Annotated in this window: 13 protein-coding genes; 9 read left to right on the top strand and 4 right to left on the bottom strand. The window is 71.0% G+C overall.

Annotation, left to right across the window (positions count from 1 at the left end):
• Window positions 1-80 precede the first annotated feature (80 nt).
• Both ACFV9Q_RS01735 and ACFV9Q_RS01730 read left to right on the top strand, forming a co-directional pair.
• Window positions 81-335 (top strand): hypothetical protein, encoded by a 255-nt coding sequence (locus ACFV9Q_RS01735; protein WP_377232873.1) that lies wholly within the window; start codon window positions 81-83, stop codon window positions 333-335.
• Window positions 336-527: 192 nt separating this feature from the next.
• On the top strand, window positions 528-2,141 hold the full coding sequence (locus ACFV9Q_RS01730) for a beta-1,3-glucanase family protein (RefSeq protein WP_377232872.1): 1,614 nt from the start codon (window positions 528-530) through the stop codon (window positions 2,139-2,141).
• Window positions 2,142-2,217: 76 nt separating this feature from the next.
• On the opposite strand, the gene ACFV9Q_RS01725 is transcribed toward ACFV9Q_RS01730, so the two are convergent.
• Window positions 2,218-2,799 carry a dihydrofolate reductase family protein gene (locus ACFV9Q_RS01725; protein WP_377232871.1) on the bottom strand — a complete coding sequence of 194 codons (582 nt, stop codon included), beginning with the start codon at window positions 2,797-2,799 and terminating at the stop codon, window positions 2,218-2,220.
• 86 nt (window positions 2,800-2,885) lie between these two features.
• Here ACFV9Q_RS01725 and ACFV9Q_RS01720 point away from each other — a divergent pair, with 86 nt between their 5' ends.
• Together ACFV9Q_RS01720 and gap are read left to right on the top strand one after the other, a co-directional pair.
• On the top strand, window positions 2,886-3,347 hold the full coding sequence (locus tag ACFV9Q_RS01720; RefSeq protein WP_377232870.1) for a protein-tyrosine phosphatase family protein: 462 nt from the start codon (window positions 2,886-2,888) through the stop codon (window positions 3,345-3,347).
• A 145-nt stretch (window positions 3,348-3,492) separates the two neighbouring features.
• The gene (gap, locus tag ACFV9Q_RS01715; protein ID WP_377232869.1) at window positions 3,493-4,491 is read left to right on the top strand and encodes a type I glyceraldehyde-3-phosphate dehydrogenase; all 999 of its coding nucleotides are present in this window, start codon (window positions 3,493-3,495) and stop codon (window positions 4,489-4,491) included.
• A gap of 93 nt (window positions 4,492-4,584) precedes the next feature.
• On the opposite strand, the gene ACFV9Q_RS01710 is transcribed toward gap, so the two are convergent.
• A complete protein-coding gene (locus tag ACFV9Q_RS01710) occupies window positions 4,585-5,562 on the bottom strand; it encodes a GlxA family transcriptional regulator (protein ID WP_377229496.1) in 978 nt (325 codons plus the stop codon).
• Window positions 5,563-5,614: 52 nt separating this feature from the next.
• Between ACFV9Q_RS01710 and ACFV9Q_RS01705 the strand changes: the two genes are divergently transcribed.
• Entirely contained in the window at window positions 5,615-6,079 is a 465-nt protein-coding gene (locus ACFV9Q_RS01705; protein ID WP_377232868.1) for a GNAT family N-acetyltransferase, read from the top strand.
• 10 nt (window positions 6,080-6,089) lie between these two features.
• On the opposite strand, the gene ACFV9Q_RS01700 is transcribed toward ACFV9Q_RS01705, so the two are convergent.
• The gene (locus tag ACFV9Q_RS01700; protein ID WP_377232867.1) at window positions 6,090-7,106 is read right to left on the bottom strand and encodes a LacI family DNA-binding transcriptional regulator; all 1,017 of its coding nucleotides are present in this window, start codon (window positions 7,104-7,106) and stop codon (window positions 6,090-6,092) included.
• Window positions 7,107-7,344: 238 nt separating this feature from the next.
• Here ACFV9Q_RS01700 and ACFV9Q_RS01695 point away from each other — a divergent pair, with 238 nt between their 5' ends.
• The 4 genes from ACFV9Q_RS01695 to ACFV9Q_RS01680 all read left to right on the top strand — a co-directional run bounded on the left by ACFV9Q_RS01695 (window position 7,345) and on the right by ACFV9Q_RS01680 (window position 11,885).
• Window positions 7,345-8,304, top strand: coding sequence for a carbohydrate ABC transporter permease (locus ACFV9Q_RS01695; RefSeq protein WP_377232866.1), 960 nt, complete (start codon window positions 7,345-7,347; stop codon window positions 8,302-8,304).
• Window positions 8,294-9,193: a carbohydrate ABC transporter permease gene (locus ACFV9Q_RS01690; RefSeq protein WP_377232115.1), complete on the top strand. Its 900-nt coding sequence runs from the start codon at window positions 8,294-8,296 to the stop codon at window positions 9,191-9,193. The genes ACFV9Q_RS01695 and ACFV9Q_RS01690 overlap by 11 nt, the downstream gene beginning before the upstream one ends.
• Window positions 9,194-9,228: 35 nt before the next feature.
• Entirely contained in the window at window positions 9,229-10,545 is a 1,317-nt protein-coding gene (locus ACFV9Q_RS01685) for an ABC transporter substrate-binding protein (RefSeq protein ID WP_377232865.1), read from the top strand.
• Window positions 10,546-10,682: 137 nt separating this feature from the next.
• Entirely contained in the window at window positions 10,683-11,885 is a 1,203-nt protein-coding gene (locus ACFV9Q_RS01680; protein ID WP_377232864.1) for a sialidase family protein, read from the top strand.
• A 37-nt stretch (window positions 11,886-11,922) separates the two neighbouring features.
• Here ACFV9Q_RS01680 and ACFV9Q_RS01675 read toward each other — a convergent pair whose 3' ends face one another.
• Window positions 11,923-12,639, bottom strand: a complete 717-nt coding sequence (locus tag ACFV9Q_RS01675; protein ID WP_377232863.1) for a DUF1361 domain-containing protein — start codon at window positions 12,637-12,639, stop codon at window positions 11,923-11,925.
• Window positions 12,640-12,776: the final 137 nt, after the last annotated feature.

Raw genomic sequence — 12,776 nt, 5'->3', positions numbered from 1 at the left:
TCGACCGGCCCTCGGGGCGCGCACGCCAGTACACCGACTTCCCTGGTCACGGGGCCTACCGGGGCAGCACGATGTGCCGCATGACTGATGCGAACGAGAACGTGCGCAACTCCCCCACCGCGGCCAATCGCTCCGCCGGCACGATCACCCTGGGACTGGCCGGGCTGCTCATCGGGCCGATCGTCCTCACCGTCGGCGCCGCCCTCGGAACCGTCGCCGTGATCGTCGGCGTCGCGGCCCTCCTGATCGGCGTCGCCGCCCTGCTCGACGGCGTGCACAAACTCGTCGAGAACCTCGACAACGCCACCCAGGCGATCCTGGACCGCCGCCCCTGACCGCCTCCCCGACCACCTTGCGCAGGAGAAAGTTTCGCCCGACTCGTGACATTGGCAGGGATCCTCACTAATATCCGATTCCCTGACAGTCCAGTAAGTACAACGGCGTGCTACCCGGATACACGAGGAGATCTCCCCATGTCACGAACCCCGTCACGTGCACGAAGGCTCAGACTCCACCCGCTCCGCAGCGTGCTCGCCGCGTTCGGCGCGCTCGCGATCACGGCGGCGGCACTCGTCGTCGCGCAGCCCACTCCCGCGGCGGCCGTCCCCGCCACGATCCCCCTGACCATCACCAACGACTCCGGGCGCGGCGACCAGGTGTTCGTCTACGTCCTGGGCGACCCCGGCACCGGCCAGCTCGGCTGGGCCGACGCCGCGGGCGTGTTCCACGCCTGGCCCACCGTCGGCGGCACCCCCGTGGACGCGCCCGACGCCTCGATCGCCGGCCCGGCCGACGGGCAATCGAAGACCATCCAGCTGCCCAAGATGTCGGGCCGGGTCTACTTCTCGTACGGCAGCAAGCTCAGCTTCAAGGTCGTCAACGACGGCCGCCTCGTCCAGCCCGCCGTCCAGAACCCGAGCGACCCGAACCGCAACAAGCTCTTCAGCTGGACCGAGTTCACGCTCAACGACTCGGGGTTGTGGATCAACAGCACCCAGGTCGACTTCCTCTCGGCCCCGTACCAGACGGGTCTGCGCAAGGCCGACGGCTCAGTGATCAGCACCGGCATGCTCAAGCCCGACGGCTACCAGAACATCGTCAACGCCCTGGCCGCCACCCCCGGCTGGACCAACCTGGCCCAGCGCGCCCCGGACGGGTCGCAGCTGCGGATCCTCGCCCCCGGGCACGCGATCGGGACCGGCCAGCTCGACGCCAACATCCTCTCGTCCTACGTGGACCAGGTGTGGGCCAAGTACACGAACGAGAACCTCACCGTGGCGCCCTACTCCTACGACCCCGCCGCCGTGTTCACCGGCCGGGTGCAGAACGGCGTCATGCGCTTCACCAACGCCTCGGGCGCGTACGTGACCGAGTTCCGCAAGCCGTCGAGCGACTCCGTCTTCGGCTGCTACAACGACCTGGCCGCGCCCAACAACGACATCGGCGCCATCGCCCGCACCCTCTGTGCCGGCTTCCACCGCTCCACCCTGCTGACCCGCACCACCCAGCCCGGCACCAGCACCACGGGGTTCTACGAGGCCTCCGTGACCGACTACTACTCCAAGTTCATCCACCAGCAGATGGCCAACGGCAAGGCGTACGGGTTCGCGTTCGACGACGTCCTCGCGCAGGAGTCCCTCGTGCACGACGGCAACCCGTCGGCCGCCTACATCCAGCTCGACCCGTTCTCCGGCGCCGCGACGCCCATCGCGGGGTCCGACGACGGCGGGGGTGACGGCGGCAGCGGGCCGCTCCCGTCCGGCACGGGCGCGGTGCACGCGTCCAACGGCATGTGCGTGGACGTCCCCTGGGCCGACTCGTTCAACGGCAACCCGCTGCAGATCGTGAACTGCAGCGGCAACACGGCCCAGACCTGGACCCGGTCCGGCTCGACCCTGAGCGCTCTGGGCCGGTGCATCGACGTGGCGTCCGGGAGCTCGGCGGACGGCGCCGTCGTGCAGCTCTGGGAGTGCAACGGCACCGGGGCGCAGAGCTGGACCTACCAGTCCGGCACCCAGGCTCTCGTGAACCCGCAGTCGGGCAAGTGCCTGACGGCGGTCGGGGGTACGCCCCTGCACGACGGCCAGCGCCTGGAGATCCGCACCTGCTCCGGCGGCGCCGAGCAGCGCTGGACCTTCTGAGCCGGCGCCGTCCGGCACCGCGGTGAACGGCCCCCGACCGGCGTCTCGCCGGCCGGGGGTCGTCGCACGACGCCGCTCAGCGCCGCACCGCGTACCGCAGGTGCAGGGCGCGCTTGCCCTGGACCACCTCAGGGTCCTCCAGGAGCAGGTGCCGGCCCAGGTCGGCGAAGTACGGGATGCCCGCGCCGAGCAGCACCGGGGCGAGGCTGACGCACACGTCGTCGACCAGGCCGAGCGCGAGCGCCTGCTGGGCCACGTTCGCGCTCGCGACGGTGACGTCCTTGTCGCCGGCGATCTCGCGGGCACGGGCGACGGCTTCTTCGACGTCGCCCGCGAACGTGGTCCGCGGCCAGCGGTCCGCGTTCTCGGGGACGTGGTGCGTGACCACGACGACGGGGGCGCCCACGGGGTGGTTGTCGCCCCAGCCGTCGGTGATGTCGAACAGGCGCCGACCGGACACGAGTGCGCCTGTGCCCTCGGTGAGGTCGCGCAGCATCTCGGCGCTGGCCTCGTCGACCAGCAGGGAGACGCCCTCGTTGGCGCTGGGCACACTGACCGGCCCGACCGCGTACCAGTCGAAGATGTCGTCGATGCCGTCGTCCGGGTCGGCGATGAACCCGTCCAGGGACATCGTCATGTGGGTGATGACTTTGCTCATCTCAGGCTCCCTCTTCCGGTTCTCCTCACCGTCCGACTGCGGACAACCCCATTACTCATCGCCGCCCGCCTCCCTAGGCTGGAGCGATGGATCACTGGAACCTGGCCGACGGCGGCGTGGTCGAGCTTCCCGACGGACGGCGCGTCCGAGGAACGGGGCTGCGCCGCCCGCGCGGCGAGATTCCCCTCCCGGACTTCGCCGTGTATCTGCGCGGCCGAGATCCCGCGGTTCCCAACAGGGAGTACCGCTGGGTGCGCTGGCGCGACTTCCGCCTGCCCGACTCGACGCAGGAGGCACTGGCCGCGCTCAAGGAGGCTCACGCACGAGCGGCCACGGAGCGGGTGGAGATCGCCTGCGGCGGCGGGATCGGCAGAACCGGCACGGCGATGGCGGTGCTCGCGATCATGAGCGGCGTGTCTCCGGACGACGCCGTGGCGTGGGTCCGCGACCGCTACCACCCGCGCGCGGTGGAGACGCGGGCACAGCGCAGGTGGATCGCGGAGGTGTCGGCATCGTCCCTCGGGAGGGGGCACCACCAGGCGGGGTGATCGGCCGCAGGCCGTCACAGAGGGCTGGCGAGATCCTTGCGACCGGTGACCAAACCTCTGGCGGAATCCTTGCGGACAGTGGCCTTCCAGCCGCTTTCGGCTCGATGCCAAGACGCGCAGCATGGTCGGTGACGAAAGGAAAACGATGACCCGCATCGCCATCAACGGCTTCGGCCGGATCGGACGCAACACCCTGCGCGCGCTGCTCGAGCGCGACAGCAAGCTCGAGGTGGTCGCGATCAACGACCTTACCGCCCCGGACGCCCTGGCCCAGCTGCTCAAGTTCGACAGCGCGCTCGGCCGGCTGGGCCGTCCGGTCGAGGTCGACGGCGACGAGCTCGTCGTCGACGGCCACCGCATCAAGGTGCTCGCCGAGCGCGAGCCCGGCAAGCTGCCGTGGGCGGAGCTCGGCGTGGACCTCGTGCTGGAGTCCACCGGCCGCTTCACCTCCGCCGACGCCGCCCGCGCGCACCTCGACGCCGGCGCCCGGAAGGTGCTGGTCAGCGCCCCCTCGGCCGGCGCGGACGTGACGCTCGCCTACGGCGTGAACACCGACGCGTACGACCCCGCGGAGCACGTGATCGTCTCCAACGCGTCGTGCACCACGAACGCGCTGGCGCCGCTCGCCTCCGTGCTGGACGACCTGGCCGGCATCGAGCACGGGTTCATGACCACCGTGCATGCCTACACCCAGGAGCAGAACCTGCAGGACGGGCCGCACCGCGACTCGCGCCGGGCCCGCGCCGCCGGCGTCAACATCGTGCCGACCACGACGGGTGCCGCCAAGGCGATCGGCCTGGTGCTGCCCAACCTGAACGGCAAGCTGTCGGGCGACTCGATCCGCGTTCCGGTGCCGGTGGGCTCCGTCGTGGAGCTGAACACCACGGTCGAGCGCGAGGTCACCCGCGAGGAGGTCCTGGCGGCGTACCGCACCGCGGCCGACGGGGCACTGAAGGGCATCCTCGACTACTCCGAGGAGCCGCTGGTCTCCAGCGACATCACCGGGGAGGCGGCCTCGGCGATCTTCGACTCCGCCCTGGTCCGGGTCGACGGCAAGCACGTCAAGGTCGTCGCCTGGTACGACAACGAGTGGGGCTTCTCCAACCGCGTGATCGACACGCTGGAGCTGCTCGCCCAGGGCTGAGGCCCGCCAGCGCTGAGGCTCCGGCGGCCGAGGCGCTCCCGGGCTGATGCCCGGGATCCGGGTGGTCGGCAGACCTCTTGCCGACCACCCGGCCTACAGGTCGCCGCCCTCGGCACCGGCCGAGAACGTGTGCCGGTACTCCGTCGGCGACGTCCCGAGGATCCGGTGGAAGTGCAGGCGGAGGTTCGCCGCGGTGCCGAGCCCGACCCGGTGCGCGACCTGCTCGACGCTGAGGTCGCTGCGTTCCAGCAGCTCACGCGCCAGGTCCACGCGCGCCCGCAGCACCCACTGCATCGGCGTGTAGCCGGTGTCCTGCACGAACCGCCGCGAGAAGGTGCGCGCCGAGACCCGCGCGTTGCGGGCGAGCGCCTCCAGGGTGAGCTGTTCGGCGAGGTGCTCCAGGGCCCACTCGCGCGTGTCGGCGAACAGGTCGCCGAGCGGCTCTGGCACACTGCGCGGCACGTACTGCGCCTGTCCGCCGCTGCGGTACGGGGCGGCGACCAGCCGCCGGGCCACGTGGTTGGACAGGCCGACGCCGTGGTCGCGCCGCACCAGGTGCAGGCACAGGTCGATGCCCGACGCCGCACCGGCCGAGGTGAGCACGCCGCCCTCGTCCACGAACAGCACGTTCTCGTCCACCTGCACCAGCGGATGCCGCTCGCGCAGCGCCCTCGTGTAGTGCCAGTGCGTCGTGGCGCGCTTACCGTCGAGCAGCCCGGTCGCCGCCAGGGCGAACGCGCCGGTCGAGATGGCCGCGAGCCGAGCCCCGCGCGCGTGCGCCGCCTTCAGCGCGTCGACGACGACGGCCGGCGGGTCGGCGGCGGCCGGCGTCCGGTACCCGGGGACGAACACCGTGTCGGCGCGCTCCAGCGCGTCCAGCCCCTCGGCCACGTGGTACGAGAGGCCGTCGCCGCCGGTCACCAGGCCGGGCGCGGCGCCGCACACTCGCACCTCGTACGGCATGCTCGGCCGGTTCGAGAACACCTGCGCCGGGATGCCGACGTCGAGCGGCTTGGCGCCCTCCAGCACGAGGACGGCGACCTGGTGGTTCTTGCGACGGGCGGCGCTCACGCCAGGAATCCTATGCACCGCGCCACCGCGAGGTCCGTGCCAGGCTTGCGTCGTGCAACCGGACCTCGTGATCAGACCAGCCACCCTCGCCGACGCCCAGGCCCTGTCCGCGCTGCGGTGGCGCTGGGCGCAGCCGGGCCGCACGCCCGGCCCGGACGAGGCCCGGGAGTTCGCCGCCGCGCTGAGCGGGTGGATGCGGGCACAGGGCGAACGGTCGGTGTGCCACGTCGCGACCGTGGACGGCGCCCTGGTCGGGATGGCGTGGCTCGCACTGTTCGACCGGGTGCCCAACCCGGGCGACGCCGTCCGCCGGTCCGGTGACGTGCAGAGCGTCTTCGTCGTGCCCGAGCACCAGGGGCGCGGCATCGGCCGGCGGCTGATGGAGTCCCTGTGCGGCGCGGCCGACGACCTGGGCGTCCGCAAGCTCACGCTCGACTCGCGCGTCTCCGTGATGCCGTTCTACGAGCGCCTGGGCTTCACGGCGCAGGGCGGCATGATGACGCGGGCCCGGCGCTAGGCGGCCTTGCTCACAGCACCGGCGCCGGCCCCGTCGACTCGCGCAGCACCAACCGGTTCAGCGGCAGCCGCGGGGCCTCGGGCTCCGGCCCGCCGCGGATCAGCGCGATCAGCCGTTCCATGGCCACCCGCCCCTGCTCCTCGCGGTCGACGACCACGCTGGACAGCGACGGCGTCGCGAAACGGCCGAGCTCCAGGTCGTCCCAGCCGACGACGCTGAGGCGCTCCGGCACGCCCCAGCCGCGGTCCAGGGCCGCCCGCACCGCGCCGGTCGCCATGGGGTCGTTCGCCGCGATGACCGCGGTGACGGGGCTGGAGTCGGGCAGCGAGCGCACGGTCTCGTACCCGCACTCCCCCGACCAGTCCCCGTCGACGACGCCGTGCGACGTGAGCCCGAGCCGCTCGATCACCTCGAGGTAGACCTGGCGCCGCGCCCTGGCCGACGACCAGACGTCGGGGCCCGCGATGTGCACGAAGTGGCGGTGGCCGATGCCCGCGAGGTGCTCGACGATCTCGGCGACCACCGAGGCGTAGGCGAGCTCGCCGATGCCGCGCATCTCGTCGTCGTACTGCCCCACGACGGCGAAGGCGGCGCCGGAGGCGGTGGCCGGCTGGTCGCTGAGCCCGGGCAGGGAGGTGAGCGAGAGCACCCCCTCGACCTGGCCGGAGGACATCAGGTCCATGGCGCGGTCGCTGCGTTCCTGTGCGCCGCCCTCCACGCTGACCACCTCGATGAGGAACCCGGCGTCGTGCGCCACCGTGGCGGCGGCGCTGAGCAGGCGCGTCGGCAGCAGGAGCGCCGGGGCGGGCAGCAGCACCGCGAGCCGGCCGGTGCGGCGCGTGCGCATGGAGCGGGCCACCAGGTTGGGCCGGTAGCCGAGCTCCTCGATAGCCGCCTCGACGCGCCGCACCGTCTCGGGCTTGAGCCCGCCGTTGTGCCGCAGGTACCGCGAGACGGTCTGGTGGGAGACCTGCGCGAGGCGCGCGACCTGGACGATCGTCGGCCGGCGCACGGCATTCTCGGACATTCCGCCATCCTCTCGCTCGCGGCGGCCGGCGGGCCGCCGACACCAGCGTTGACAGCATAGTGAACGTTCACTATGTTGACGCCGGACGGAAAAGTGAACGATCACTATTCCTCGTACACCATCTGCGAAGACGCACGACACGATCCGAAGGAGCATCTGTGTCCTCAGCTCCCACCACCCTTCACGGAGGGTCCGCCGCCGGACGGCGCACTCGTCCGGTCAGCCCGGGGCGCACGTCGTGAGCGCTATCGGCGAGCTGCGGACGCTGCGCCGCGACGGCCGCAGCGGTCTGACCACCGAGCAGAAGCAGGCGCTGGCCAAGGAACGACGCCGGGACTCGAAGGCCGCTGCGGTCTTCCTGGCCCCGTGGCTCCTCGGCCTGGTCGCCATCACGCTCGGCCCGATGCTCGCCTCCCTGTACCTGGCGTTCACCGACTACAACCTGCTGCAGGACCCGAACTTCACGGGGCTGGAGAACATCCAGCGCATGGTCGGCGACGAGCGGCTGGGCAAGTCGCTGGTCGCGACGATGACCTACGTCGTGGTCTCGGTGCCCATCCAGCTCGCGGTCGCCCTCGGCCTCGCGCTCCTGCTGGACCGCGGCATCCGCGGGCTCGCCCTGTACCGGTCGGTGCTCTACCTGCCCTCCCTGCTCGGGGCGAGCGTGGCCATCGCCGTGCTGTGGCGCCTCGTGTTCGGCGGAGAGGGCCTGTTCAACGCGTTCCTCGGCCTGTTCGGCATCCAGGGACCCGCGTGGGTGGCCGAGCCGGACACCGCGCTGGGCACCCTGATCGTGCTGCACGTGTGGACCTTCGGCGCGCCGATGGTCATCTTCCTCGCCGGCCTGCGCCAGATCCCGCGGCAGTACTACGACGCGGCGTCGACCGACGGCGCGAACAAGTGGCAGCAGCTGCGCAAGATCACGCTGCCCCTGCTGAGCCCGATCATCTTCTTCAACCTGGTGCTCGGGCTGATCGGCAGCTTCCAGTCGTTCACGCAGGCGTTCATCGTCTCCAACGGCAGCGGCGGACCGGCCGACTCGACGCTCTTCTTCTCGCTGTACCTCTACCAGGAAGGCTTCGCCGGCTTCCGCATGGGGTACGCCTCGGCCCTGGCCTGGCTGCTGCTCATCATCATCGGCGCGTTCACGGCCCTGAACTTCTGGGCCTCGAAGTACTGGGTGTTCTATGACGACTGAAACTCTTCTGACCACCGAACCGACCACGGGGCCGGGCAGGCGCCCCCTCGTCATCAAGCAGCGCCGACGCCGCCCGCGGATCCTGGCCCACGTGGGCCTGATCCTCGTGGCGATCGTGATGCTGTACCCGCTGCTGTGGATGGTGACCAGCTCGCTGCGGCCGAACGAAGACATCTTCACCAGCCCCGGGCTGCTGATCGACACGTTCGACCTGAGCCACTACCCCGACGGCTGGAACGCCCTGAGCAAGCCGTTCGGCAGCTACCTGCTCAACTCGGCCCTGGTCGTGCTGGGCTCCGTGGTGGGCAACCTCATCTCCTGCTCGATGGCGGCCTACGCGTTCGCCCGGCTGCAGTTCCGCGCCAAGACCGTCGCGTTCGCCGCGATGCTCCTGACGATCATGCTGCCGGTGCACGTGCTGATCATCCCGCAGTACGTGATGTTCGCCCAGATCGGCTGGATCAACACCTACCTGCCGCTGATCGTGCCCAAGCTGCTGGCCACGGACGCGTTCTTCGTGTTCCTGATGGTCCAGTTCGTGCGCGGCATCCCCCGCGAGCTCGACGAGGCCGCGCGGATCGACGGCGCCGGCCACGCCCGGATCTTCCTCCAGGTGATCCTGCCGCTCATGGTGCCCGCCCTGGCGACCACCACGATCTTCACGTTCATCTGGACCTGGAACGACTTCTTCTCCCAGCTCATCTTCGTGACCGACCCCGACCTCTACACGGTCCCGGTGGCGCTGCGGCAGTTCATCGACGCCCAGTCGCAGTCCGACTTCGGGGCCCTGTTCGCGATGAGCGTCGTCTCGCTGATCCCGGTGTTCCTCGTGTTCCTGTTCGGGCAGCGGTTCCTGCTGCGCGGCATCGCGACGACGGGCGGCAAGTGATGAGCCGACGACTGACGACCGGAGGAAGAACCACGATGGAACGACGCGCGCGACGGGGTGTGCTGGCCGGCTCGGCCCTCGCCCTGAGCGTCGGGTTGGCCGGGTGCGGCATCGCGCCCGACCCCGCCGACGCGGAGCTCAGCGACGGCGAGGTGACCCTGACGATGACCTGGTGGGGCGCGGACGCCCGCCACCAGTCGACCCTCGACGCGATCGAGCTGTTCGAGGAGAAGTACCCCCGGATCCACGTGGAGCCGACGTACGCGGACTGGGGCGGGTACTGGGACCGCCTGGCGACCACGGCGGCGGCCGGCGACATGCCGGACGTCGTCCAGTTCGACCAGCTCTACCTCTCCTCCTACGCGGGGCGCGGGGCGCTGCTGGACCTCGACGCGGTGCCGGAGTTCCTCGATGCGAGCTCGCTGCCCGACAACGTGCTGGCCTCCGGTGAGGTCGACGGCAGCCTGTACGCCGTGCCGATCGGTGTCGCGGGGAACGGCGTCGTGCTGAACACCAGCCTCTTCGAGAAGTACGACGTGCCGGTGCCGGACACCGACACGTGGACCTGGGAGGAGTTCGACGCCGCCGCGCAGGCGATCACCGAGGCATCCGATGGCAAGGTACGCGGCCTGTCCCCGTTCGGGGCGGACTCGTTCAGCCTGGAGGTGTTCGCCCGTCAGCAGGGTGACCAGATCTTCGACGCCGAGGGTGACGTGGCGATCGACCCCGCCACGGTCGCCGCGTACTGGCAGCGTGAGCTCGACTGGATCGAGTCCGGCGCGGCGCCGGACGCGGCCGCCCTGAGCGAGAAGGCGGGCGTGCCCCTGGACCAGGGCGACACGGTAGTGGGCAACACCGCCATGGCCTTCATCGCCGCCGGCCAGTTCACCGCGATCGCCGCGGCGGCACCCGACTTCGAGTACGAGGTGGCGGACTGGCCCGCCGACCCGGACACGCCGGAGGGCTTCCAGTACCCCAAGCCGTCGATGTACTGGGCGGCGTCCTCCCAGTCCGAGCACCCGGCCGAGGCAGCTCTGCTGATCGACTTCCTCGTCAACGACCCCCAGGTCGCCCACGCCTTCGGGACCGACCGGGGGATCCCCGCCAACGAGGCCTTCCAGGCGGCGCTCGAGCCCACGCTCGACGAGCAGGCCAGGAAGCTGCTCGACTTCACCAAGCTGGTGGGCGAGCGTTCTGGCGACGCCCCGCCCATCACGCCGAACGGCGCGAGCGAGATCGAGACCATGCTGTCCCGGTACAACCAGCAGGTCCAGTTCGGGAAGCTCTCCCCGCAGGAAGCGGCCGCAGGCTTCATCGAGGAGCTGCAGTCCGCGGTCGACGCCGCGGGCTGACCCGCCGGGCCGCGCTCGCCCGGACCCGGCCGCCCAACGAGGCGGGCGGGTCCGGGCGGGGTGGTGCAACGTTGACGCACTTGCCGAGGATCACTAGCGTGAAGCCGAGATCAGAGTCGATCAGAGAGGTACCACCCATGGTCGTACGACGCTTGTTCACCGTCCTGGCGCTCGCCGCGCTCGCCCTGTCCACCGCCGTCGTCCCGGCGACGGCCGGCGCGGGCGGGGCGGGCGGGGCGGAACCGCCGCCGGGCGGGGCGGTGAACGGGACCCGCCTGATGGAGGGCACCTCCCTCTACCCGCGCGCCATCCGGCTGGAGCACTCCGGCCGGGCGAACGGCACGATCGTCGTCAGCACGGTCACGTTCGACGGCGACACGGGGCACGGCGCGATCTTCACCAGCACGGACGACGGTCGCAGCTTCGAGCGGGTCGGCACGGTCTCGGACCCGGGAGCGGCGCAGGGGCTGTGCTGCTCGACGCTGTTCGAGCTGCCGCGCAAGGTGGGCGACCTGCCGAAGGGCACCCTGCTGTGGTCGGCGTCGGTGGGCCAGCAGGTGGACGAGTCCACCCGCCGGATGACGCTGCCGGTGTGGGCCAGCCGGGATCAGGGCCGCACGTGGGAGCACGTGTCCACGGCGGCCACGGCGTCGGGCGGCAAGGGGCTGTGGGAGCCGGAGTTCGCCGTCTCCCCCGGCGGTGAGCTGGTGCTGTACGTCTCCGACGAGAACCAGCAGCCGGCGCACAGCCAGGTGATCGTCCAGGCCACGTCGCGCGACGGCGTGACGTGGACGCCCCTGGAGGACGTCATCGCTCTGCCGGACGCCGGGCTGCGCCCGGGGATGCCCGTGGTGCGCCGGCTGCCGGACCGCACCTACCTGATGAGCTACGAGGTGTGCGGCCCGGTGCAGGACTGCCGGCACTACACCCGCCGCTCGGCCGACGGCATCGCCTGGCAGCCCGTCACCGAGATCGGCAGCCCGGTCGCGACGGCGGACGGCACGCACTTCCGGCACACCCCGAACATCAGCTGGTACGACGACGGCACGCGTGACGGGCGGCTCCTCGGCGTCGGGCAGATGCTCTACGGCGCCGACGGCGCGGTGCTGCCCGGCAGCGGGTCCACGATCATGACCAACGAGGGCGTGCCGGAGGACTCCTGGGCCACGGCCGAGGCGCCGGTGGGCATCCTCGACCCGTGGAACAACTACTGCCCCAACTACAGCCCCACGCTGCTGGCCCTGCCCGAGCGCGGCGAGCTGCTGGAGCTGTCCACGGGGTACGAGTCGGAGGGCGGGAGCTGCACCACGTACTTCGCGGTGGCCGATCTGCCGGACTGACCTGACCCACCTGCGACAGGGGTGGCCGCCGCGAGCCTCACGCGCTCACGGCGGCCACCATCAGCACCACGGGCGCGACCACCAGCAGGTACATCAGGCCGAAGAACAGCGTGTGCACGACGACGAAGCCGCCGACCGTCCGCCAGTGCGCGCCCACCCGGAAGTGCCCGACGAGCTTGCGCACGAACGACCCGGGGTGCAGCAGGTCCCAGGAGTTGAACCGCACGTAGCGCCCCAGGTAGATGCCGACGCTGACCAGCAGGAGGGTGAGCGCCACCAGCACCCAGGAGTCGGGCTGCCGGTAGGGGTCGTCGTCGTTGGGCCGCACGATGAGCACGTACGCGAACTGCACCAGCAGCACGTTCATCAGCATGTTCAGCACCCCGGACAGCGCCAGGGACAGCACCATCACGATGTCGTACCAGAGCGGCGCCGGGTCGTCCGTGGGCCGCCGGTGGGAGAAGTTCAGCTCCGTGACCAGGTACGCCGAGTTGGGCAGCAGCAGCACCCACACCAGGAGCACCACCGCGATCACGGTGAGCATGAGCGCCTGGTTGGGCACGAACGTGATGACGCCCAGCACCAGCAGCAACCCGATCCCGAGCACCACGGCCGGGGCCACCGACAGCCCGATGTTGAGCACCATCGGCCAGTACACCGGCAGCCGGAACACCGGCGCGCGCAGCAGCACCAGGGCCAGGGCGAAGACGTTGAGCAGGACGATGCCGGCGGGCAACAGCAGGATCGCGTTCATCACCGCACATCATCACCGCGGCCCCGCCGTCGCGCCCCGGTGAAGAAAGAAAAGAGGGAACAGGCGAGGCGAGGGTGTACCCCAGCCCCCGAGCCCACGTTGTGTTCCAGGCACACAACTCCACACGCCCAGCGAGA

The sequence above is a fragment of the Promicromonospora sp. NPDC059942 genome, assembly GCF_042731755.1.
GTDB lineage: Bacteria > Actinomycetota > Actinomycetes > Actinomycetales > Cellulomonadaceae > Promicromonospora.
This window is presented reverse-complemented; position numbering and strand designations above follow the sequence as displayed.